Here is a 21359-nt window from a genome sequence, read left to right on the forward strand (position 1 = left end):
GAAAAAAATGATGGGGACACGGGCCCAATTACTGGTCGATGCGCAGAATTTCCTCGGCGAGGGCGTGCGCTGGTGCGAACGCAGCGGCCGCGTTTTCTGGACGAATATCGAAGGCTGCCAGCTGCATGCGCTGGTGCTGGCCACGGGCGAGCGCCAGATGTGGGCCATGCCGGAGCGCCTGGCGTGCTTCGCGCTGACGGACAGCGACGATGTGTTGCTGCTGGGCCTGGCTTCGCGCCTGGCCTGGTTTGACGCGCGCAGCGGGGCCGTCACGCCCTTGCACACGGTGGAGGGCGATTTGCCCATGACGCGCCTGAACGATGGCCGCTGCGATCGCCAGGGACGCTTTGTCTTCGGCACGCTCGATGAGCGCCCTTGCCGCGATGCCGTCGCCAGCTTCTACCGCCTCAACCTGGACCTGACCCTGGAGCGTCTGCCGCTGCCGCAGATCGCCATCTCGAACAGCATCTGCTTCAGCGTCGATGGCACGGCCATGTACTTCTGCGACTCGATGAAGAAGGCGATCTACCGCTGGGACGATTATCTGGGGGGCGACGCCAGCCGGGTGCGGGTGTTTGCCGTGCTCGATCCCGGCCCCGGCGCGGCCGACGGCGCCACCATCGATGCGGATGACTACCTGTGGAGCGCGCAATGGGGGGCAGGCAGGGTCTTGCGCTTCGCGCCGGACGGCAGCGTCGAGCGCGCGATAGCCTTGCCCGTGTCGCAGCCCAGCTGCGTGAGCCTGGGCGGGCCGTACTACGACGAATTGTTCGTCACCACGGCGCAGGAGAGCTTGAGCGCGGCCCAACTGGCGAGCGAACCGCTGGCCGGGGGATTGTTTCATGCGCGCCAGGTGGGCGTGCGCGGTTTGCCGGAAGTGCGCTTTGGCGCCCTGCCGGCCTGACAGGAGAGAGCATATGCAAAAACATACGGTTTTCGAGGGCATCCTCGAACGGGGCATGGTCGGCATCGTGCGCGCCCCTTCGGCGCAGGCGGCCGTGCAGATCGCCGAGGCGTGCATCGCCGGCGGCATCACGGCGCTGGAAGTGGCGTTCACCACGCCCGACACCCTGGGCGTGCTGCGCACCCTGCGCGAACGCCATGGCCATGAGGTGTTGCTGGGCGCGGGCACGGTGCTCGATACGGAGACGGCGCGCGCCTCCATCCTGGCCGGCGCCCAGTTCATCATCTCGCCCGGCGTGAACGTGGAGACGATCACGCTGTGCCAGCGCTACCAGGTGCTGTCCATGCCGGGGGCGATGACCCCGACGGAGATCGTCACGGCCCTGCAGGCGGGCGCCGACATCGTCAAGGTCTTCCCCGCCGAAATGTTCGGTCCAGCCTACATCAAGGCCCTGCGCGCACCGTTGCCGCAAGCGCCGTTGATGCCGACGGGCGGCGTGACGGTGGAGAACCTGCATGAATGGTTTGCCAGCGGCGCCGTGGCCGTGGGCATCGGCAGCAGCCTGAGTGGCCCGGGCGCCACGGGAGATTACGCGGCCGTGACGGCGCGCGCGCAGGCCTTCGTGGCGAAGATGGCGGCCGTGCGTACGGCTAAGTCTTCTGGCTAGCTCCCACGGTGGAGTAATTCTGCTACGCTAAGGGGGCAATGTCGCACGCCTCATAGACCAGAATATGTCCAACATCGCCCGCATCCTGCAAGACAGCCGCATCATCGCCATCGTCGGCATGTCCGACAAGCCCGAACGCGCCAGCCATGAAGTGGCCGACTACCTGCTGCGGCATGGCTACCGCGTGCTGCTCGTCAATCCGGCCCTCGCCGGGCGCGACGTGCTGGGCCAGCGTGCTTACGCCACCCTGACGCAGGCCGCGGCGGCCGTCGCGCCGGCGCGCATCGACATCGTCGACTGCTTCCGCAAGTCAGAAGATATTCTGCCCATCGCCGAGGAAGCCATCGCCGTCAAGGCCGGCTGCCTGTGGCTGCAGCTTGACGTCATCAACGAGCAGGCGGCGCAGCTGGCGCGGGCGGCGGGCCTGGACGTGGTGATGGACCATTGCACAAAAATCGAGCACCGCAAGCTGGCGGTGGCGGCATGAAGGCGCGCACGCAGTTCCGGGCCGGGAAGGATTTCGACCTGAACGAGGAATTCGCCGGCAAGCGCCTGCTGGGCGCCGCCACCAAGGCGGCCAACAAGAAGCTGACGCCGGCCCAGTGCAAGGCCATCGACCGCGAGGAAACCGTGGCCCTGACGGCGCAGATCGCCGAGTGCCAGAGCATGCTGTATGCGCAGCACAAAAAGAAGGTGCTGCTGGTCTTGCAGGGCATGGATACGTCGGGCAAGGATGGCACGGTCAAGGCCATCTTCAGCAATATCAACCCGATGGGCATCCGCGCCGTGGCGTTCAAGGGCCCCACCGATATCGAACTGGCGCACGACTACCTGTGGCGCGTGCACCAGCACGTGCCCGTGAAAGGCGAGATCGCCATCTTCAACCGCAGCCATTACGAGGATGTGCTGATCACGCGGGTGCAGGAGATGATCGACAAGGCCGAATGCCAGCGCCGCTATGCGCAGATCCGCGATTTCGAGCGCATGCTGAGCGAAACGGGCACCGTCATCCTGAAAATCTTCCTGCATATCTCGAAGGACGAGCAACGCGGACGGCTGCAGGAGCGGCTCGATGATCCCGACCGCCAGTGGAAGTTCGATCCCAACGATATCGCCCAGCGCAAGAAGTGGGATGGCTACCAGCGCGCCTATGAAACGGCGATCCGCGAGACGGATGCCGACCACGCGCCGTGGTACGTGGTGCCATCGAACTCCAAGACGCAGCGCAACCTGGTGGTCGCGTCGCTGCTGCTGGAAACCCTGCAGGGCATGAAGCTGGAATACCCGGCGCCGGACCCGAAACTGTCGTCTTTCAAGGTCGAATAGAGGTCAGGGCAATTCAGCGCTGCGCCTGCGGAATCGGCCGCGCTGTGGCATAGTATCCCTCGTCGATAATTCAAACCAGACCGGAGATCCATATGCTGCAGTTGAAAGATCCTACCTTGTTGCGTCACCAGGCTTACGTGAATGGAGCCTGGGTCGATGCCGATGGTGGCCAGACGATTAATGTGAGCAATCCCGCCACGGGCGAGCATATCGGTACGGTGCCCCTGATGGGCGCCACCGAGACGCGCCGCGCCATCGAGGCGGCCAATGCCGCCTGGCCCGCCTGGCGCAAGAAGACGGCCAAGGAGCGCGCGGCCGTGCTGCGCCGCTGGCATGACCTGATCCTGGAAAACGCCGACGACCTGGCGCTGATCATGACCACCGAGCAGGGCAAGCCCCTGCCGGAAGCGAAGGGCGAAGTGCAGTTCGGCGCCTCGTTCATCGAGTGGTTTGCCGAAGAAGGCAAGCGCGTGGCAGGCGAGACCCTGCAATCGCCGTGGCCGGACCGCCGCCTGGTCATCACCAAGGAGCCGATCGGCGTATGCGCCGCCATCACGCCGTGGAACTTCCCCGCCGCCATGATCACCCGCAAGGTCGGCCCGGCCCTGGCCGCCGGCTGCCCGATGGTCCTCAAACCGGCCGAAGCAACGCCGTTTTCCGCGCTGGCGCTGGCCGTGCTGGCCGAGCGCGCTGGCGTGCCTGCGGGCGTGTTCAGCATCGTCACGGGCGCGCCGAAAGATATCGGCGGCGAAATGACCTCGAACCCCATCGTGCGCAAGCTGACGTTCACAGGCTCGACCCAGGTGGGCCGTTTGCTGGCGGAACAGTGCGCGCCGACGATCAAGAAACTGTCGCTGGAACTGGGCGGCAATGCGCCGTTCATCGTCTTCGACGACGCCGACCTGGATGCGGCCGTGGAAGGCGCCATCGCCTCGAAATACCGCAATGCGGGCCAGACCTGCGTGTGCGCCAACCGCCTGTACGTGCAGGACAGCGTGTACGACGCGTTTGCCGCCAAGCTGGTGGCCGCCGTGGCCAAGCTGAAGGTGGGCAATGGCATCGAGGCGGGCGTCACGCAAGGCCCGCTGATCGACGCCAAGGCCGTCGCCAAGGTGGAAGAGCACGTGGCCGACGCGCTGGCCAAGGGCGGCCGCCTGCTGGCCGGCGGCAAGCGCCACGCGCTGGGCAACGGCTTCTTCGAGCCGACCATCATCGCCGACGTGACGAACGACATGCGCGTGGCCACCGAGGAAACCTTCGGCCCGCTGGCGCCCCTGTTCCGCTTCAAGACGGACGATGAAGTCATCGCCCTGGCCAACAACACGGAATTCGGTCTGGCCGCCTACTTCTATTCGCGCGACATCGGCCGCATCTGGCGCGTGGCCGAAGGCCTGGAAACGGGCATGGTCGGCGTCAACACGGGCCTGATCTCGAACGAGATCGCCCCCTTCGGCGGCGTCAAGCAATCCGGCCTGGGCCGCGAAGGGTCGACCTACGGCATCGAAGACTACCTGGTCATCAAGTACATCTGCATGGGCGGTATCTAAGGCCGCCTAGCGCGAGCCGCGGCGCGCGGCGAGGCGGTCCAGCATGCCCTTGACCGCTTCCATCTGCGTGCCGCTCTTGCGGTAGAAATCCGGGTCGATCGGATTGAGGCTGGTATAGCCCCAGAAATCCCAGCAGCCTTTCGGGTTGTACGGGTACACGGGGCTCGGTTCGGCCTGTGGATACAGCACGATGATCTTGTTGGCGTCTGCCACCTGGTTGTAGCCGGTGCTGGTATAGAAACGGTCGCCGATGGCTTGCGTTGTTTGCAAACAGCCGTGGAAGACCACGTGCACGCGGCAGCTCTCGCTGTCGCAGGCTTTCGGGATGTAGGCGTAGCCGGTATTGTTCATGCTCGAGTATGCATTCTGGATGAAGCTGCGCTGATTGAAGGATATCAACTTGCCCGTCAGCGTGGTCGACGCGGGCTGCAGGTCCGGATACAGGTGCTGCAGGATGTCGCGCGCCTGCACGAAGTCGCAGTCATTGATGAAGGGCGACGCCGTTACATCGCAAGCCTTGTCCTGGTTGTTGTCCGTGATGATGGCATGGCCTGCGCCGACATTGTCGACGAAGCGGATCTGCTCCGCCGGCGTGCCCGCCAGCGCATAGAATTTTCCCACCTGTTCCACCACCGGCCGCGTCACGGTCTGGTCTTTCGTTCCGGTGAACAGATACACGCGCTGGCGTTTCAGGTTGGCCGTGTCGTCGATGAGACGGGCGCGCGCAAAATCGTTCGCCGCGCGCAGCAATTCGCTGGCCACGGGTGGCGCCACCTGCGAGCTGCCGGGATTCATGCAGGTGGTCAGGGCATTCGTCAGATAGGGAATGTAGGGGAAGCGGCCCGGTTGGCCCGAGCAGAAATACGGGCCGCCCGCGATGATGCCGGCGCCGGCCACTGTGGCCGAGTAGGCGACGGCAAACTGCGCCGCCATGAAGCCGCCCGAGGACAGGCCGGATACGGTAGTCTGGCTCAGGTCTGCCTGGTAGCCGGGCAGGGCGGGGGCGTCCCTGGTCGCGGCGGGCTTGGCGGCTTTGGCGGCCGTGGCGGCGAGCGCGCCGCCAGGCGCCAGGGTGAACAGGCTGGCGGCCAGCAGGGCGGTGGGTAATGCGGTCAGGTGCGGGAAGGGCATGGCGACTCCACAAGGCAAGAAATGGGATAGGAAGGCCGAGCATAGGTAAAAAAACTGTGCGCTGGGCAAGTACTGCACTATCGTTGATGTTGCTCAATCAATTGCTGTTGTTGTGGCCCTCATGCGCGCGCGCGGCGTTTGACATAGAATGGTTTTTTTCCGTTCAACCATGGTGCCCTTCATGTCCAAGACCCTTGCCCAGCTGTTTGCGCTCACCACCCTTGCCGCCGGCGCTAGCCTGGCCATACCGGCCCATGCGGCCGAAACCGCCGCCGCCACGCCGGCCGCCTGCCCCGCCATTCTCAAGCAGACCTTCAACCGCCTGCAGGATGAAGCGCCGCAAAACCTGTGCCAGTACGCGGGCAAGGTGGTGCTGGTGGTCAATACGGCCAGTTATTGTGGTTTTACCAATCAATATGAAGGGCTCGAGGCGCTGTACGCCAAGTACGGCAGCAAGGGCCTGGTGGTGCTGGGCTTCCCGTCGAACGATTTCGGCAAGCAGGAGCCGGGCAACAGCAAGGAAATCGCCGATTTCTGCTACAACACCTATGGCGTGAAGTTTCCCATGTTCGCCAAATCGGTGGTCTCCGGCCCCGCGCCGAACCCGCTGTACGTGGATTTGATCAAGCAGACGGGCAAGACCCCGGCCTGGAATTTCCACAAATACCTGATCGATCGCCACGGTAAAGTGGTGGAAAGCTTCCCCAGCAAGGTGACGCCGGACGACAAGAAACTCGTTGGCGCGGTGGAAAAAGCGCTGGCGCTGTAAGTTGCCGAGACACAAGCAGGCTTGATCGCCTGCTTTTTTTTAATGCCGCGCTTGTCGTCTTGCCATCATTGTCCTAAGCTGGTTGTTCGCGTTTGTCACAACAAAGGAGAACATCATGGCGTATGTCGATGGATTTGTGGTACCCGTACCGAAGGCCAAGCTCGATGCCTATCTGGCCATGTCGCGCAGTTGCGGCGCCGTCTGGCGCGAATATGGCGCGCTGGAATTTCGCGAATGCGTGGGCGACGATGTCAAGCCAGGCAAGCTGACCTCGTTCCCGCAAGCGGTGGACTTGCAGGATGGCGAAGTGGTGGTGTTTTCCTGGATCGTGTATGCGTCGCGCGCCAAGCGCGATGAAATCAACGACAAGGTTATGAAAGACCCGCGCCTGGCCGAGATGATGGATCCGGCCAAGCTGCCGTTTGATGGCAAGCGGATGATCTACGGCGGTTATGAAATGCAGGTGGATCTCTAGCGGCTGAAACAGTCCATGGCGGCGTTGCAGTGCCTCGTCGTGCAGTTGCACTGCCTTCGGCAATGCGCCTTGCCCTGAACGGTTTCAGGCGCTAGCGATAATATGTGCCGGCAGCGCCCCGCGCAGCGCGTTGCATACGACAATCGCTTCGGCCTGCGCCAGCATGGTCCGCGTGATGATGGTTTCCTGCGCGTCCCAGGCGGGATCGGCCAGCATGGCGGCGCGTTGCACGCCGGGCAGCAGGCCGCAGGACAGGGGCGGCGTATGCCAGCGGCCATCGAGGCGGACGAAGACATTGCTGCGCCCGCCTTCCGTCAGTTCGCCCCGTTCGTTAAAGAACAGCATGTCGAAGCCGCCTTGTGCTTCGGCTGCGCGCCAGGCCGCGTCGTAGCGTGCGCGCACGCTGCTCTTGTGACGCAGGAACAGGTCGCCGGCAGTCGTGGCGTCGGGCGCCAGCAGGATGGTTACCGTGTCCGGCAAGGCGGTGAGTGCACCGCTTTGCGTCGTGAACTGGCCATCCTGGCGCAGCGCCAGGCGCAGGCGGAAGGGCGCGTCGTCGGAGCGCGCCGCGCAGGCCGCCTGCAGCTCGGCGCGCGCGGCACTGTCACTCCAGGCAAAACCGAAGTAGGCGCAGGAGGCGGCCAGGCGCGCCAGGTGGCGCTCTTGCTGGCGGCAGCCATCGGCACGGCTGGCGTGCAGGGTCTCGAACAGTTCGAAGTCATTCGCCAGCCCCGTCAGGAAGCGGGCCTTGAGCTGGCATTCCGCAAATTCCTCCTGCGGGTCGCTGTCGAGGACGATGCCGGCGCCCACGCCCATCTCGCCGCGCCGGATGCCGCCAGGGCCAGCCGGCAGCAAGGCCAGGGTGCGGATCGGCACGGACATGCAGAAGTCGCCCACCGCGTTGGCAGCGCCGGCGGCGGGAGGGTCGAACCAGCCGATGGCGCCCGTGTAGATGCCGCGCGGCGCTTCTTCCAGTTCGGCGATGATTTCCATGGTGCGGCGTTTCGGTGCACCCGTGATCGAGCCGCACGGGTACAAGGCCTGGAAGATGTCGGCCAGGCTGGCATCGCCGCGCAAACGCGCCTGCACGGTGGAGGTCATTTGCAGCACGCTGCTGTAGCGTGTCACCTCGAACAGGGCCGGTACCTTGACGGAGCCCGTGACGGCGATGCGGCCGATGTCGTTGCGCAGCAGGTCGACGATCATCAGGTTTTCCGCGCGGTTTTTCGGATCATGGGCCAGGGCGGCGGCGCGGCGTGCGTTTTCTTCCATTTGCTCAGGCGGTGCGGCCGGCGCCGTGCCTTTCATGGGACGCGCCATCAACTCGCCTTGCGCATGGCGCACGAACAGCTCCGGCGACAGCGACAGCAGGGCGCCGCCATCGGGCAGCATCACCAGCGCGCCGTAGGGCACGGGCTGGCGCGCGCGCAGCCGCGCATACAGGGCCAGGGGCGAGCCGAAGGCGTCGAAGCGCAAGCGATACGTATAGTTGACCTGATAAGTGTCGCCGGCCACGATGTAGTCGTGGATGCGTTGCAGCGCTTGCGTAAATTGCGTCTGGTCGACGTTCGCGCGGATCTCGGCCACGCCGGCCGGCGCGGCGTCGGCGTGGACACGCGCGTCCAGCCATTGCGCCACCTCGTCCTGCGACAGCTGCGTGCAATGGTCGAAGACGAGTACTTGCGCCAGCGGCGGCGCGTTGACGCCTGCCGCGCGCGGCGGCATGGCCAGCAAATGCGCCCCCAGCTCGTAGCTGCACACGCTGACGGCGTACTGGCCGCGATTTAAGGCGTCTTGCAGGCCTTCGAGCAGCTCGGGCCAGGCCCGTCCCTCGGTGCACTGCAAGACCGCCGCCAGGCCCGTGTACAGGCGCGAACCGGCGCCCGGGGTGCTGGCGTCGTCGAGCAGGGCGAAACAGTCGGTGTGCATGGGGACAGCCGCGGCGGTGACTTACCCCAGCAGCATGGCGATTTGCAGCGCCGCTTCCTGGGATGGATTGATCTTGAAGCCGCTCTTGGCGTAGCGATGCCAGCGTCCGATGACGAAGCCGACGATCAGGGTGGCGCGCGCCGCCACTTCGCTTTCTTTGCCATGGCCTTCGGCGGCGGCCACGCGCAAGGCCTGCTTGAGCGCCAGTTCCACGCGGTCGTAGAACTGGTTCATGCGCACTTGCAGGCGCTCGTCCTCATTGACCAGCGCATCGCCGATCAATACACGCGTCATGCCCGGATTGCTGATGGCGAAATTGAGCAGCATGCCGATGATGTCGCGCGTTTGCGTCATGCCGTCGCTGTGCTTTTCCGCGATCTGGTTGATCAGGCCGAAAACGCTCGACTCGATGAATTCGATCAGCCCTTCGAACATTTGCGCCTTGCTGGCGAAATGACGGTACAGGGCCGCTTCCGACACGGCCAGTCTGGCCGCCAGTGCGGCAGTGGTGATCTTTTCGCCTTTCGGCTGCTCCAGCATTGCGGCGAGGGCCTGAAGAATTTGTAGCCTGCGTTGGCCCGGCGGTGTGCTTGCCATATTTTCTCTTGTCGTTAAAAAAAATGCTGCCTTGATGGGGAGGTCCGTCACCGCCGCTAGCGGTGCGGCTTCCGGCGTCAACCGGAAGCCCAGGAGTCCCCTTCAACGCAGACGGTGAAGGCGGCGTGCTAAATGCCGGACAGATTTTACTTTGACATCGACGTAAGCGGGGCGATTTAACGCCTTGGGCAACTTCGCCACGCCGATCGGATCCGCCATTTTCAGGTATTGCGTGACCCATGCCGTGCGCAGGCCCAGTTTTTTCGCACCCTTCAGGTTGGCCAGGGTGTCTTCCACCAGGATGCAGCGGCCAGGGCGGATCTGGTGCTTGCGCATCAGTTTGCGCAGCATCAGGGTCGATGGCTTGGGCCGCAGCTGGCGGTGCACATGCATCGCCTCGATGGCGATATGCTGCGAAAAATGCTGGCGCAAGCCCAGGTGGCGCATCACGTCGCTCGAATAGCGCAGCGGCGCGTTGGTGAGTAAAATTTTACGGCCAGGCAGGCGTTTGAGTAAAGCCCCCAGCCCCCGCTCGGCGCGTATCATGGCGCGCAAATCGTCGAACGCGTGCGTCTCGTGCAAAAAATGCGCTGCCTGTACCTGATGGTGCTTGACCATGCCCAGCAAGGTGGCCCCATAGCGGCGCCAGTAGGCCGCGCGCGCCGCATTGACGATGGCGTCGTCGGCCGGCGTCACGCCGTCGCCCAGCACGCGGGCAATATACGTGTTCATATTGGCCGTGATGGTGGGGAAGATGGCGTGCGAGGCATTGTGCAGCGTGTTGTCGAGGTCAAACAGCCAGACCGGCGACGAGCGGTTAAGATGGGACACAGGCACAGGAGTCTTTAGGCAAGATGATAAGCAAGATGAAAAATTCAACAATCAGGAAAACCATGCGACGCCAGATTATAGTGATGTTTTGCGGATTATTCTTGCTGCCGTTGCCGGCGGCCTTTGCCGAAGCGCCACCCGCGGCGCAAAACCGGGGCGCCCTGTTCAGGGTTCAGGACGCCAGCCACACCCTGTATCTGTTTGGCACCATCCACGTCGGCGCGCCCGATTTCTATCCGCTCGAGCCGACCGTGACGCAGGCGCTGCACCAGGCTGGCGCGCTGGCACTGGAGATCGATCCCGGCGCCGACCCGCGCGCCGCCCTGGGCGCCGTGCTGAAGTACGGCATGGAGGCGCCGGGCAGCCAAGTGCCGCTTGATTGCCGCCAGACCCTGGCGCCGCGCCTGGCCCCGCTGTTGCAAAAATACGGCATTCCAGCCGAGTCGGTGGCGCCGATGAAGCCGTGGATGCTGGCCAGCATGCTGGCCATCGGCGAGTTTTCCACGCTCGGCTACCGTTCCGACCTGGCCGTCGACAATTATCTGTCGCAGCAGGCCAAGGCGCGCAAGATCCCCGTGCTGGAACTCGAGTCGATGGAAGGCCAGATGGCGCTGTTCGGCGCGATGACGCCGCTTGAGCAGTGCCGCTTCCTGGAAGACGGCGTGGCGTCGATCGAGGACCAGGAGCAAAGCCAGGAAGCGCGCGAGATCGCCAACGCCTGGCGCACGGCCGATGCCGCCGCCTTCGACAGGCTGGCCGCCAAGGCCGCGACAGACCCGTCGTTTGCAGCCCAGTTCGTGCAAAAGGTGTTGCTGGATGGCCGCAACCCGGCCCTGGCCGACGGCATCGCCAAACTCCTGGCGCGCGAAAAGTCCAGCCTGGCCGCCATCGGCGTGCTGCACCTGGTGGGAACGAAAAGCGTGCCGGATTTATTGCGTCAGAAGGGCTTGAAGGTCGAGCGGGTGTATTAAGTTTGGCAAGCAGGCAGCAAGGGTGCCGTAGCTTAGCCGCGCAACAAACGGCGGCAGAGTAGATGAAAAGTGTTCAGGGCAAGGCGCCGAGCCGAAGACAGTACGCATGTACGGCGAGGCGAGGCAACGCCGCCATGGACATTTTTCAGATACGGGGATAAATCGATGGTGCCCTTGACGTGGATCGAACACGTGGCCTCTCCCTTACCAAGGGAGTGCTCTACCACTGAGCTACAAGGGCAAATTAAAAGCGGCGCCAGGTGATCTGCGCCGCCAAACTACTCGCTGTCATGCATTGCGATTTTTTTAGTGCGAACGGATCATAGTACCAAAAGCCTGCTCGGTCAACACTTCCAGCAATAATGAGTGTTCGATGCGGCCGTCGATGATGTGCACCGTGTTGACGCCGGACTTGGCGGCGTCGAGCGCGGACGAGATCTTCGGCAGCATGCCGCCCGAGATCGTGCCATCGGCGAACATCTCGTCGATTTCGCGCGCGGACAGGTCGGTCACCAGGTTGCCCTGCTTGTCCTGGACGCCGGCGATGTTGGTCATCATGATCAGCTTTTCCGCTTTCAGGATTTCCGCGATCTTGCCCGCTACCACGTCGGCGTTGATGTTGTAGGCCTGGCCATCCTGGCCGAAACCGATCGGCGAAATGATGGGAATGAAGGCGTCGTCCTGCAGCGCCTTGACGACGGCCGGGTTGATCGCGTCGATCTCGCCGACGAAGCCGATGTCGAGGAATTCGCCCGGATGTTCGCGGTCCGGCATCTGCATCTTGCGCGCGCGGATCAAGCCGCCATCCTTGCCCGTCAGGCCCACAGCCTGGCCGCCGTAATGGTTGATCAGCATGACGATATCCTGCTGCACTTCGCCACCCAGCACCCACTCCACCACTTCCATGGTTTCTTCGTCGGTGATGCGCATGCCTTGCACGAAGGTGCCTTGCTTGCCGATTTTTTTCAGCGCGTTGTCGATTTGCGGTCCGCCGCCGTGCACCACGACCGGGTTCATGCCGACCAGCTTGAGCAGGATGACGTCGCGCGCGAAGCCGTGTTTCAGGCGTTCGTCCGTCATGGCATTGCCACCGTATTTGATGACGATGGTCTTGCCATGGAAATTGCGGATGTAGGGGAGGGCCTCGGCCAGAATCTGCGCCTTGATTTGCGGCGACACCGCCGTCAAGTCGTCATTCATGTCCAGGTTCAAGTTAGCTAGTTGATTCATGGCGAGTCCGGAAAATAGATTTGTGGGATTTTACAGGGAAGAAGAAAATCTTGGAGGCATTATAGGGCGATCTTGTTGTATTTTCCCTGATGATCCTATAGTCTGGCCCGATATGCTCCCCAGCCAGCCCTTTTACTGCCCGTTACATCTGCGTCGCATCCCGGCGCGGCAGGACACACACTTGCCAATTCAAACACAGCCATGAGCCAGTGCAGCCTGTGCGGCGCCACCTTCCAGTGTGGCCAGCTCGATCCGGACGCCAAGGAACCTTGCTGGTGCATCGCCCTGCCGCCGGCCGTTCCCGTGCCCGGCAGCGCCGCCGCGGGCTGCTGGTGCCCGGCCTGCCTGCAAGAGCGCATCGCCGCCTTGACCCCTGCGGCGGCAACGCCAGCCAAATAAGCGCATCGGCGCGCTTTTTCCTTTGCAAAAGACCTTGCATTTTGTAGGGGAATACGTTCAGACTTCGATTTTTAAGAATTTCTTATAGGAAAGTTATGCGCTTCAGGGATATCCGCATCGGCGTGCGCATCAATGCCGGTTATGCCATTCTGATCGTGCTGATGCTGGTCGTCATCGTCCTGGCGGGTAGCCGCATCTATGCCATCCGCGCCGAGACCGACGATATCCTGCAGCGCGACTGGGTCGCCGCCAAGGCCACCAGCAAGATCCACGGGCTGGCGCGCGAGGCGGCCACGCGCATCGGCAACCTGCCAAGCCAGCACGAGTCGGCGCTGCGCCAGGCGAATCAGGCGCGCCTGGAAGCGATCAAGCAGGGCATCGACGAGCAGGTGCGCATCCTCGATGGCCTCGATGCACGGCCCGAGGAACGGCGCCTGCTGGAACAGATGCATCTTGCGCGTGCCGAGTACTATGGCTCGCTCAAGACGATGTTCGAACTGGTCGAGCGCGGCGAGGATGCCCGCGCCGAGCAGGCCATGCAGACGCAGACCTTGCCGGTGCTGGAAAAAGTGTTGCTGTACGTGAGCCAGCTCGATGACTTGCAGCAGCAACTGATCCGCGACAGCGCGGCCCGGATACGCAACGACATCGATACCTCGCTGCTGCTGATGGGCGGCATCGGCCTGGCAGCCCTGCTGACCGGTCTCGCCTTTGCCTGGTCGGCGCGCTCGATCACGCGTCCGCTGGGCGAGGCGGTGGCGATCGCCACACGGGTAGCCAATGGCGACCTCAGTTCCGTCATCGAAGTGACGTCGCGCGACGAGACGGGCGAATTGCTGCAGGCGCTCAAGGACATGAGCACCAGCCTGGCCGTCGAGCAGGACCTGCGCCACGCCGTCGAAGTGGCCGAGGATGCGACCAAGATGAAGTCGGACTTCCTGGCGAATATGTCCCATGAAATTCGCACGCCGATGAACGGCATCATCGGCATGACCCACCTGGCGCTGCAGACGGACCTTACGTCGACCCAGCGCAACTACCTGGAGAAGGTGGAATCGGCTTCGAAGAACCTGTTGGCCATCATCGACGACATCCTCGATTTCTCGAAGATCGAGGCGGGCAAGATGGCCTTTGAAAAAGTCGATTTCTTCCTCGAGGACGTGCTGGCGCAGATCGCCGACCTGTCCGTGATGCGCGCCCAGGACAAGGGACTCGAACTGCTGTTCGACATCGCTCCCGACGTGCCGAACGCATTGCAGGGCGACCCGCTGCGCCTGGGCCAGGTGCTGATCAACCTGACCAACAACGCGATCAAGTTTACGGAGAAGGGCGAGATCGTCGTCACCATCCGCCTGCAGCAGCTGGAAGAGCATGCGGCTGTCTTGCGCGTCGATGTGCGCGACACTGGCATCGGCCTGACGCCGCCTCAGCGCAGCAAATTGTTCCAGGCCTTTACCCAGGCCGACACCTCCACCACGCGCCACCATGGCGGCACGGGCCTGGGGCTGACCATCAGCAAGCGCCTGGTGGAAATGATGGAAGGGGAGATCGACCTGGTCAGCGAAGCGGGCGTGGGCAGCACCTTTTTCTTCACGGCCCGCTTCGGCCTGGCCGCCGTGCCGCGCGACAGCCTGTCGCAATTGCAGCATCAGCAGCAGTTTCAGGGCCTGCGCGTGCTGGTGGTCGATGATAACCCCAGCGCGCGTGAAATCTTCGTCAGCATGCTGACGGCGCTGGGCTTCGAGGCGCGTGCCGTGTCTGGCGGCGTGCTGGCCATCGGCGCCGTGGCGCAGGCGCGCGCCGAGGGGCGTCCGTACGGACTGGTGCTGATGGACTGGAAAATGCCGGGCATGAACGGCCTCGATGCCCTGGCCGGCATCCGCGCCGACGCCGCCGGCATCGATGCGACGCCGGCCTGCATCATGGTCACGGCCTTCCACCGCGAAGCGCTGCTGGAGGCGGCGCGCCAGCGCGACTTGCCGCTCGACGGCGTATTGAACAAGCCGGTCAGCGCCTCGACCCTGCTCGACCAGATATCGTTCGTGTTTGGCGGCGTGACGGGGCAGAGCCGCAAGACGCAGCGCCAGAGCAGCTACCGCGACGACGAGCGCGCCCTGCGCGGCGCCTGGCTGCTGCTGGTGGAGGATAATGAGGTGAACCAGGAAGTGGCGCAGCATATTCTCAACGACGCCGGCATCCGCGTCGACATCGCCAGCAATGGCGCCATCGCGCTGGCGAAGATCGAGGAAAACGCCTATGACGGCGTGCTGATGGATTGCCAGATGCCGGTGATGGATGGCTACCAGGCGACGCGCAAGCTGCGCCAGGATCCTCGTTATTCGAATTTGCCCGTGATCGCCATGACGGCCAATGCCATGGTGGGCGACAAGGAAAAATGCCTGGATGCCGGCATGAACGATTTCATCGCCAAGCCGATCGACGTGGCGCAGCTGTTCGGTACCCTGGCGCGCTGGATCGCGCCGGCCACGCCGCAGGCAATGACGGCGGTGGCGGCGCAGCCGGAAGCGGAGCTGCCCGTGATCGCCGGCCTGAAAATGGCGGAAGCCATGCGCCGCGTGGGCGGCAATGCCGCTTTGATGCGAAAATTGCTGGACCGCTTCGTGGAAACCCAGTTCGATGCCATGCAGCGCATCGTTGCCGCCATCGAGAACAACCAGCTCGAGACGGCGATCCGCGAAGCGCATACCCTGAAGGGCCTGGCCGGCAATATCGGCGCCGGCGGCCTGGCCGACAGCGCCGCGCGGGTCGAGCACTTGCTCAGCCTGGGATCGCACGACGGCTTGCCGCAGGCGCTGGCCGCATGCACCCTGGCGCTCGACGAGCTGGTGCCGAAGATCGTGCTGGCCATGCAGTCGCGCGGCCATGTGGCCGAGGCGGGCGGCGCGCCGGTGGCGCACGTGGCGCCGGTGGACCGGGCGCACCTGGAAGCGGGCTTGCGCGAATTGTCGCAGCTGCTGCTGCAGGACGATGCGCAGGCCGTCAAGCACCTGGATGGCATCGGCCCCGTGCTGGTCGCGGCCGGGCAGGCGGAACACGCGCGCCAGTTGAAGCGCATGCTGGGACAATACGATTTCGAAGGTGCGCTGGCGCAGCTGGGCGAGGTGGCCGATGCGCTGGAGCTGACACTGTGACAAGGATAACTATGCAGAGCGAAGGACGGGCATGAGAGCGCCGGCAAGCAAGCCAACCATCCTGGTGGTCGACGACACGCCAGACAATATCGACCTGTTGCGCGCGGTGCTGGAAGACGATTACCGCACCAAGATCGCCGTCAATGGTGAACGCGCCCTGAAGATCGCCGCCGGCAGCGATCAGCCCGACCTGATCCTGCTCGACATCATGATGCCGGGCATGAGCGGCTATGATGTGTGCCGCGCGCTGAAGGCCGATCCCGCTACGGCTGGCATCCCCGTGATTTTTGTCACCGCCATGAGCGAAGTGGCCGACGAGCAGCTGGGCCTGGCACTGGGTGCCGTCGATTACATCACCAAGCCGATTTCGGCGCCCATCGTGCTGGCGCGCATCAGGACGCAGCTGGCGATGAAGCAGATGCAGGATTTCTTGCGCGACCAGAACCAGTACCTGGAAACGGAAGTGGAGCGCCGCGTGCAGGAAGTGGCTGCGTTGCAGGACGTCACCATCCACGCCATGGCCTCGCTGGCCGAGACGCGCGACAGCGAGACGGGCAACCATATCCGCCGCACCTCGCACTACCTGAAGGCGCTGGCCGAGAAAGTGCGCGGCCTGCCGCGTTTCCGCGATTTTTTGACGGACAAGAATATCGAACTGCTGTTCAAGACGGCGCCGCTGCACGATATCGGCAAGGTGGGCATTCCCGACCATATCCTGCTCAAGCCGGGACGTTTCGAGCCGCACGAAATGGCCATCATGAAGACGCACACCACCCTGGGACGCGACGCCATCCTGGCGGCCGAGCACGAGCTGGGCATCGAAGTCGATTTCCTCAAGTACGCGAAAGAGATCGCCTACAGCCACCATGAAAAATGGGATGGCAGCGGCTACCCGCAAGGCCTGGCGGGCGAAGACATCCCGATTTCAGCGCGCCTGATGGCGCTGGCCGACGTGTATGACGCCCTGATCAGCCGGCGTATCTACAAGCAGGGCATGGACCATGCGCAGGCCGTGCAGATCATCGTCGAGGGGCGTGGTTCGCATTTCGACGCCGAGATCGTCGACGCTTTCCTGGAAATCCAGGACCAGTTCATCGCCATCTCCAACCGTTATGCCGATGGCGTGTGCGAGATCGCCGACAAGCAGCGGCAGGTGGTGCCGTTTGCCGCCGGCGCCACGATTGCTTAGCTGACGGTCTTGAAGAAGCGCAGCATCTCGCGGCTGGCGTCCGGCCCTTTGCCGTCCGTATAGCTGCCGTTGTTGCTGCCGCCGGACCAGGCATGGCCGGCGCCATGGATGACCCAGTGTTCGCCCAGTGGCGAGCCATCGGCCTGGCTGTGCGTGGTGCGCGTGTAGCGGTGGCCATTCGGCACGCTGCCGTCGACGGAAGCGGCCCTGGCCGCCTTGCCGCCCGCCTGGCTGCGCACGCCCTGGGCGATCAGTTCATCGCCATTGCGCGGGTTGACGGTGGTGTCGCGATCGCCGTGAAAAACGATGATGGGCACGCCGCCGGCCGGCGCCTTGCGCTGGGCATTGGGCGTGGCGCCGCCCTTCATGGCGGCCAGCGCCGACGGCAAGTCCTGCGCCGAAGCGAAGGGCAGGCCCGAATGCACGCCGACGGCGGCGAACAGGTCGGGGTACAGGGTGCCGACGATGACGGCCATGGCGCCGCCCGCCGACAGGCCGGCGACGAACACTTCGCGCTCGTTGACTGGGTAGTCGTCGATGACTTGCCGGGCGATGCCGGCGATCAGCGACGGTTCGCCCTGGTCGCGCTGCTGGTCGATGGCGTTGAACCAGTTCCAGCAGCGCGAACTGTTGGCGCCCTGCGTCTGTGCCGGATAGACGACAAAACACTCCTTTTCTTCGGCCAGCGCATTCATTTGCGTGCCGGCGGCGAAATCGTCGGGATTTTGCGTGCAGCCGTGCAGCATCACGATCAGCGGCATGGCCTGGCCGTGATAGCTGCTGGGGATATACAGCTTGTACGAACGCGTGCCCGCATGGTTGCGGTACACGCCGTCGATGAACTGCGCGCCAGCGGGTATTTCCGCCGGCGTGGCGGCCGGCGTGTTGAAGCCGGGCGGGTGGAAATTCGGCAGCTCGAAGCTGGGCATGTCGAAGCTGTGCTGGCCCAGGCCTGCCGGCACGCCCAGGCGCGCCATGAAATCCTGCGCGAAGTCCTGCGCCGCCTGCGCGGGTGTGGGTGGCGTAGCGTCAGCTTGGGGTTGCGCTGCCGCAGATGGTGGCGCAGGTGGCTGATTGATGTCGCGCATCGGCGGCTGCTGCGTGGACGCCGCCTGCGGCGTCAGGCCGGCGGCAGACAGCGCCTGCTGGATCGCTTCGGTGGCGGCGGCGGGACCGCTGCCCATCAGATTACGGGTTGCTGCGCGCATCTGCGCCAACATGTTGAGAGGGAGTTTCATGACCATCCTTAACGGTGCCGCGCATCGGCCGGGTCATCGCCGCGAACCAATACGCTAGTGAATTCGCCCTGCGAGCGCCGTCTTGACGACGGTGCTGGCGTGCAGGGCACCTAATACGAAGATCGACTCGATGGTGGCCAGTGCCAGTTCCACGGAGACGTCGCTGGCGATGCTGGCCAGTCCCAGCACCTGTATCTGCAGGCGCTGGCCGGCTGCCTGGATCGCTTCCAGGTCGGCGCGCGAATAGTGCTGCATGCCCAATACCAGGCTTTTACGGGCGACGGTTTGTTTCACCACGTCGGCGTGGATACCCAGCTGGTTGCGTATGGCCGTACGGATCAGATCCGTGCGGTTGGAATAAAATCCCTCCTGGACCAGCAGATCGATCTGCCCCAGGTCGATCAAGCCCAGGTTGATCGTGATTTTCTCGGATTCCCCAATTTTGGGCTTGCTGTCTTGCTTGGCCATATCTCTCCAAAAACTCCACGTGGCATCCATTTGCCATCTGTATGGATGGTAGTATAGTTCTGAAATGTCTCAAGTCAAGCAGGATCTGGCCTGATCGTGTTGTAGGATTGGCACCCGCAGAGTGAGAATGTGTGAAAAATATATTTCCGGAAGAGCAGTTGTTGACCATTGTTTCGCTGGAAAATATATTCACGGAAACATTGCAGGGCGATGCCATCGACGCGCCGGCGCCGTTTCGCGGCATAATGAAAGTCTTCACGTTTACCGATGCCGCTCCATGATGGTCGCTCCCCTACCTCCGCCAGCCGTTCCGCTTTCTTTGCCGTCGCCCGTGCCGTCGCCCTGCGTCAGCCTGTGCAAGATGAACCGCAACAGCGGCTTGTGCGAAGGCTGCCTGCGCACGCTCGACGAGATCATCGCCTGGAGCAAGGCCGACGACGACTTCAAGCGCGCCGTGTTGGCCGAATTGCCTGGACGCGAATCCCTGCTCGACTTCGAGCCCGATTACTGAGGAAGCCCATGCCGCGATCGCCAGCGCTGTTCCCCGATGCGATGCAGGTGTTCGAACGCGGCTGGCTGTCGTCGAATAACATCCTGTTCCAGGGGAAGGATGACACGGCCCTGATCGACAGCGGTTATGTCACGCATGCGCCGCAAACCCTGGCCCTGCTGCGCCACAGCCTGGCTGGCCGGCCGCTGGACCGCTTGTTCAATACGCACCTGCACTCCGACCATTGCGGCGGCAACGCGCTGCTGCAAGCGCAATACGGCTGTCATACGGCTATTCCCGTATCGGAAGCAGACAAGGTGGGGGCGTGGGATGTCGATGCCCTCAGCTTCCAGGCCACGGGCCAGCAATGCCCGCGCTTCTGCTTCGACGCCACCGTCTCGCCCGGCGACACGTTGACCTTGGCCGATATGGCCTGGCAGGCGCTGGGTGCACCGGGCCACGACCCGCACTCGCTGATTTTTTACTGCGGCCAGGAGGGCATCCTGATCTCCGCCGACGCCCTGTGGGAAAACGGTTTTGGCGTGATCTTCCCCGAACTCGATGGCGGCTCCGGCTTTCCTGAAGCGCGCGCCACGCTGGACCTGATCGCCAGCCTGGATGTGCGGGTCGTCATTCCCGGCCACGGGCGGCCGTTCCAGGACGCTGCCGGCGCCCTGCAGCGCGCGTATTCGCGTCTCGATTACCTGGCGTCCGATCCCGTGCGCAATGCGCAGAATGCGGTGAAAGTACTGCTGAAATTCCTGCTGCTGGAACGCCAGCGCATCGCCCTCGCCGACATCCCGGCCCTGCTGCGGGGCATGCCCGTCTTCGAAGAGGCCAACCGGCGTTTTCTGCGCCAGGAGGCGGCCGCGCTGGCCGAGTGGGCTGTATCCCAGCTGCTGAGGGCTGCAGCGGCACGTGTTGAGGGTGAGTACTTGCTCAACGAGAGTTAAAACGTCGCCGTGATAAATTCAGCACGATCGTACTTTTTCTGCACTATAATCAACGTTCAGTGTGTCTTTCACGTCCGATCAACTTTCCAGCGAGTCCGCCATGGCATTGCCTGTTGCGTTGCAAAACCTTTCCTTACCCGTTATCGCGTCGCCGATGTTCATCGCCAGCGGCCCGGCCCTCGTCGCGGCGCAGTGTAAGGCCGGCATCGTCGGTTCCTTCCCGGCCCTGAACGCGCGTCCCGCCGAATTGCTCGACACCTGGCTCACCGAGCTGCAGGCCGAGCTGGCCGCCTTCCAGGCCGCCAATCCCGATAAAAAAGTGGGACCGATCGCCGTCAACCAGATCGTGCACCAGTCGAACGACCGCCTGGCGCATGATGTGGCAGTGTGCGTGAAACACCAGATCCCCATCATCATTTCCTCGCTGCGCGCGCCGCCCAAGGAAATGCTCGACGCCATCCATAGCTATGGCGGCATCGTGCTGCATGACGTGATTTCGATCCGTCACGCGAAAAAGGCGCTGGAAGCGGGTGTCGACGGCTTGATCCTGGTCGCCAGCGGCGCCGGCGGCCACGCGGGCACCCTGTCGCCGTTCGCGCTGGTGGGCGAAGTGCGCAAATTTTTCGACGGCCCGCTGGCGCTGTCGGGCTCCATCGCCACGGGCGACGCCGTGCTGGCCGCACAGGCCATGGGCGCCGACTTTGCCTACATCGGCTCGCGCTGGCTGGCGACCAAGGAATCGAACGTCAGCGATGGCTACCGCGACGCCATCGTCGATTCCAGCGCGGCGGACATCGTCTACACGAACCTGTTTACGGGCGTGCACGGCAATTACCTGAAAAAATCGATCGAAGCGGCCGGACTCGATCCGGAAGCCTTGCCCGAAGCGGACAAGAGCGCGATGAATTTCGGTTCCGGCAGCGCCAAGGCCTGGCGCGACATCTGGGGCGCGGGCCAGGGCGTGGGCTTGATGGACGACGTGCCAAGCGTGGAAGAGATGGTGGCGCGCCTGAAGGCCGAATACGATGCGGCGCGCGCGCGGTTGAAGCTGTAACCCGGCTGTTGCCGGATGACGCGGCATGCCGCGTCATCC

General features: G+C 63.7%; 22 protein-coding genes and 1 tRNA gene. 15 read left to right on the forward strand and 8 right to left on the reverse strand.

Annotation, left to right across the window (positions count from 1 at the left end; translation table 11 throughout):
* Positions 1 to 7: 7 nt before the first annotated feature.
* The 5 genes from BZG29_RS01705 to gabD all read left to right on the forward strand — a co-directional run bounded on the left by BZG29_RS01705 (position 8) and on the right by gabD (position 4444).
* Positions 8 to 904 (forward strand): SMP-30/gluconolactonase/LRE family protein, encoded by an 897-nt coding sequence (locus tag BZG29_RS01705; protein ID WP_253192750.1) that lies wholly within the window; start codon positions 8 to 10, stop codon positions 902 to 904.
* Between the two features lie 13 nt (positions 905 to 917).
* Positions 918 to 1571: a bifunctional 2-keto-4-hydroxyglutarate aldolase/2-keto-3-deoxy-6-phosphogluconate aldolase gene (locus tag BZG29_RS01710; protein ID WP_077398411.1), complete on the forward strand. Its 654-nt coding sequence runs from the start codon at positions 918 to 920 to the stop codon at positions 1569 to 1571.
* A gap of 64 nt (positions 1572 to 1635) precedes the next feature.
* Positions 1636 to 2058: a CoA-binding protein gene (locus BZG29_RS01715; RefSeq protein WP_077398413.1), complete on the forward strand. Its 423-nt coding sequence runs from the start codon at positions 1636 to 1638 to the stop codon at positions 2056 to 2058.
* Positions 2055 to 2897: a PPK2 family polyphosphate kinase gene (locus BZG29_RS01720; protein ID WP_150130784.1), complete on the forward strand. Its 843-nt coding sequence runs from the start codon at positions 2055 to 2057 to the stop codon at positions 2895 to 2897. The genes BZG29_RS01715 and BZG29_RS01720 overlap by 4 nt, the downstream gene beginning before the upstream one ends.
* Positions 2898 to 2989: 92 nt before the next feature.
* Positions 2990 to 4444 (forward strand): NADP-dependent succinate-semialdehyde dehydrogenase, encoded by a 1455-nt coding sequence (gene gabD / locus BZG29_RS01725; protein ID WP_077398415.1) that lies wholly within the window; start codon positions 2990 to 2992, stop codon positions 4442 to 4444.
* Between the two features lie 6 nt (positions 4445 to 4450).
* On the opposite strand, the gene BZG29_RS01730 is transcribed toward gabD, so the two are convergent.
* Positions 4451 to 5575 carry a poly(3-hydroxybutyrate) depolymerase gene (locus BZG29_RS01730; RefSeq protein WP_077398417.1) on the reverse strand — a complete coding sequence of 375 codons (1125 nt, stop codon included), beginning with the start codon at positions 5573 to 5575 and terminating at the stop codon, positions 4451 to 4453.
* Between the two features lie 181 nt (positions 5576 to 5756).
* Between BZG29_RS01730 and BZG29_RS01735 the strand changes: the two genes are divergently transcribed.
* Complete coding sequence (locus BZG29_RS01735; protein ID WP_077408911.1) at positions 5757 to 6344, forward strand: glutathione peroxidase; 588 nt, start codon at positions 5757 to 5759, stop codon at positions 6342 to 6344.
* A 115-nt stretch (positions 6345 to 6459) separates the two neighbouring features.
* Positions 6460 to 6819: a DUF1428 domain-containing protein gene (locus BZG29_RS01740; protein ID WP_070258351.1), complete on the forward strand. Its 360-nt coding sequence runs from the start codon at positions 6460 to 6462 to the stop codon at positions 6817 to 6819.
* A gap of 84 nt (positions 6820 to 6903) precedes the next feature.
* Here BZG29_RS01740 and pabB read toward each other — a convergent pair whose 3' ends face one another.
* The 3 genes from pabB to BZG29_RS01755 all read right to left on the reverse strand — a co-directional run bounded on the left by pabB (position 6904) and on the right by BZG29_RS01755 (position 10182).
* Entirely contained in the window at positions 6904 to 8748 is a 1845-nt protein-coding gene (pabB, locus tag BZG29_RS01745; protein WP_077398419.1) for an aminodeoxychorismate synthase component I, read from the reverse strand.
* A 21-nt stretch (positions 8749 to 8769) separates the two neighbouring features.
* A complete protein-coding gene (gene slmA / locus BZG29_RS01750) occupies positions 8770 to 9345 on the reverse strand; it encodes a nucleoid occlusion factor SlmA (RefSeq protein ID WP_077398421.1) in 576 nt (191 codons plus the stop codon).
* A 102-nt stretch (positions 9346 to 9447) separates the two neighbouring features.
* Positions 9448 to 10182, reverse strand: coding sequence for a pyrimidine 5'-nucleotidase (locus BZG29_RS01755; RefSeq protein ID WP_077398423.1), 735 nt, complete (start codon positions 10180 to 10182; stop codon positions 9448 to 9450).
* Positions 10183 to 10277: 95 nt separating this feature from the next.
* On the opposite strand from BZG29_RS01755, the gene BZG29_RS01760 reads away from it, so the two are divergent.
* Positions 10278 to 11147: a TraB/GumN family protein gene (locus tag BZG29_RS01760; protein ID WP_253192751.1), complete on the forward strand. Its 870-nt coding sequence runs from the start codon at positions 10278 to 10280 to the stop codon at positions 11145 to 11147.
* A gap of 166 nt (positions 11148 to 11313) precedes the next feature.
* On the opposite strand, the gene BZG29_RS01765 is transcribed toward BZG29_RS01760, so the two are convergent.
* A tRNA-Thr gene (locus BZG29_RS01765) sits at positions 11314 to 11388 on the reverse strand.
* Positions 11389 to 11453: 65 nt separating this feature from the next.
* Entirely contained in the window at positions 11454 to 12347 is an 894-nt protein-coding gene (gene argB / locus BZG29_RS01770; protein ID WP_010393729.1) for an acetylglutamate kinase, read from the reverse strand.
* A gap of 231 nt (positions 12348 to 12578) precedes the next feature.
* On the opposite strand from argB, the gene BZG29_RS01775 reads away from it, so the two are divergent.
* From BZG29_RS01775 to BZG29_RS01785, 3 genes are all read left to right on the forward strand, one after another.
* Positions 12579 to 12776 carry a cysteine-rich CWC family protein gene (locus tag BZG29_RS01775; protein ID WP_077398427.1) on the forward strand — a complete coding sequence of 66 codons (198 nt, stop codon included), beginning with the start codon at positions 12579 to 12581 and terminating at the stop codon, positions 12774 to 12776.
* A gap of 95 nt (positions 12777 to 12871) precedes the next feature.
* Positions 12872 to 15928, forward strand: a complete 3057-nt coding sequence (locus BZG29_RS01780) for a response regulator (RefSeq protein WP_077398429.1) — start codon at positions 12872 to 12874, stop codon at positions 15926 to 15928.
* A gap of 31 nt (positions 15929 to 15959) precedes the next feature.
* A complete protein-coding gene (locus BZG29_RS01785; protein WP_077398431.1) occupies positions 15960 to 17117 on the forward strand; it encodes a two-component system response regulator in 1158 nt (385 codons plus the stop codon).
* On the opposite strand, the gene BZG29_RS01790 is transcribed toward BZG29_RS01785, so the two are convergent.
* Both BZG29_RS01790 and BZG29_RS01795 read right to left on the reverse strand, forming a co-directional pair.
* Positions 17114 to 18355, reverse strand: a complete 1242-nt coding sequence (locus tag BZG29_RS01790; RefSeq protein WP_253192752.1) for a PHB depolymerase family esterase — start codon at positions 18353 to 18355, stop codon at positions 17114 to 17116. The two genes, BZG29_RS01785 and BZG29_RS01790, sit on opposite strands and share 4 nt — an antisense overlap.
* A gap of 54 nt (positions 18356 to 18409) precedes the next feature.
* Entirely contained in the window at positions 18410 to 18823 is a 414-nt protein-coding gene (locus BZG29_RS01795) for a CopG family transcriptional regulator (protein WP_034783786.1), read from the reverse strand.
* 131 nt (positions 18824 to 18954) lie between these two features.
* Between BZG29_RS01795 and BZG29_RS28040 the strand changes: the two genes are divergently transcribed.
* The 4 genes from BZG29_RS28040 (at position 18955) to BZG29_RS01810 (ending at position 21320) form a co-directional block, all read left to right on the forward strand.
* The gene (locus tag BZG29_RS28040; RefSeq protein WP_171984918.1) at positions 18955 to 19104 is read left to right on the forward strand and encodes a hypothetical protein; all 150 of its coding nucleotides are present in this window, start codon (positions 18955 to 18957) and stop codon (positions 19102 to 19104) included.
* A 50-nt stretch (positions 19105 to 19154) separates the two neighbouring features.
* The gene (locus BZG29_RS01800; protein WP_253192753.1) at positions 19155 to 19334 is read left to right on the forward strand and encodes a DUF1289 domain-containing protein; all 180 of its coding nucleotides are present in this window, start codon (positions 19155 to 19157) and stop codon (positions 19332 to 19334) included.
* A gap of 8 nt (positions 19335 to 19342) precedes the next feature.
* The gene (locus tag BZG29_RS01805) at positions 19343 to 20266 is read left to right on the forward strand and encodes an MBL fold metallo-hydrolase (protein WP_077398437.1); all 924 of its coding nucleotides are present in this window, start codon (positions 19343 to 19345) and stop codon (positions 20264 to 20266) included.
* 100 nt (positions 20267 to 20366) lie between these two features.
* On the forward strand, positions 20367 to 21320 hold the full coding sequence (locus BZG29_RS01810; RefSeq protein ID WP_077398439.1) for a nitronate monooxygenase family protein: 954 nt from the start codon (positions 20367 to 20369) through the stop codon (positions 21318 to 21320).
* The last annotated feature ends 39 nt before the right edge of the window (positions 21321 to 21359 follow it).

The organism is Janthinobacterium sp. LM6 (assembly GCF_002002885.1).
In the GTDB taxonomy this organism is placed as follows: domain Bacteria; phylum Pseudomonadota; class Gammaproteobacteria; order Burkholderiales; family Burkholderiaceae_D; genus Janthinobacterium; species Janthinobacterium kumbetense.

Coding starts and splice junctions, on each gene's coding strand:
- argB (WP_010393729.1), bottom strand. CDS start 12,347: ATGAATGACGACTTGACGGCGGTGTCGCCGCAAATCAAGGCGCAGATT.
- BZG29_RS01720 (WP_150130784.1), top strand. CDS start 2,055: ATGAAGGCGCGCACGCAGTTCCGGGCCGGGAAGGATTTCGACCTGAAC.
- BZG29_RS01780 (WP_077398429.1), top strand. CDS start 12,872: ATGCGCTTCAGGGATATCCGCATCGGCGTGCGCATCAATGCCGGTTAT.
- BZG29_RS01740 (WP_070258351.1), top strand. CDS start 6,460: ATGGCGTATGTCGATGGATTTGTGGTACCCGTACCGAAGGCCAAGCTC.
- BZG29_RS01785 (WP_077398431.1), top strand. CDS start 15,960: ATGAGAGCGCCGGCAAGCAAGCCAACCATCCTGGTGGTCGACGACACG.
- gabD (WP_077398415.1), top strand. CDS start 2,990: ATGCTGCAGTTGAAAGATCCTACCTTGTTGCGTCACCAGGCTTACGTG.
- BZG29_RS01710 (WP_077398411.1), top strand. CDS start 918: ATGCAAAAACATACGGTTTTCGAGGGCATCCTCGAACGGGGCATGGTC.
- BZG29_RS01790 (WP_253192752.1), bottom strand. CDS start 18,355: ATGAAACTCCCTCTCAACATGTTGGCGCAGATGCGCGCAGCAACCCGT.
- BZG29_RS01715 (WP_077398413.1), top strand. CDS start 1,636: ATGTCCAACATCGCCCGCATCCTGCAAGACAGCCGCATCATCGCCATC.
- BZG29_RS01805 (WP_077398437.1), top strand. CDS start 19,343: ATGCCGCGATCGCCAGCGCTGTTCCCCGATGCGATGCAGGTGTTCGAA.
- BZG29_RS01735 (WP_077408911.1), top strand. CDS start 5,757: ATGTCCAAGACCCTTGCCCAGCTGTTTGCGCTCACCACCCTTGCCGCC.
- BZG29_RS01730 (WP_077398417.1), bottom strand. CDS start 5,575: ATGCCCTTCCCGCACCTGACCGCATTACCCACCGCCCTGCTGGCCGCC.
- BZG29_RS01775 (WP_077398427.1), top strand. CDS start 12,579: ATGAGCCAGTGCAGCCTGTGCGGCGCCACCTTCCAGTGTGGCCAGCTC.
- slmA (WP_077398421.1), bottom strand. CDS start 9,345: ATGGCAAGCACACCGCCGGGCCAACGCAGGCTACAAATTCTTCAGGCC.
- pabB (WP_077398419.1), bottom strand. CDS start 8,748: ATGCACACCGACTGTTTCGCCCTGCTCGACGACGCCAGCACCCCGGGC.
- BZG29_RS01810 (WP_077398439.1), top strand. CDS start 20,367: ATGGCATTGCCTGTTGCGTTGCAAAACCTTTCCTTACCCGTTATCGCG.
- BZG29_RS01705 (WP_253192750.1), top strand. CDS start 8: ATGATGGGGACACGGGCCCAATTACTGGTCGATGCGCAGAATTTCCTC.
- BZG29_RS01795 (WP_034783786.1), bottom strand. CDS start 18,823: ATGGCCAAGCAAGACAGCAAGCCCAAAATTGGGGAATCCGAGAAAATC.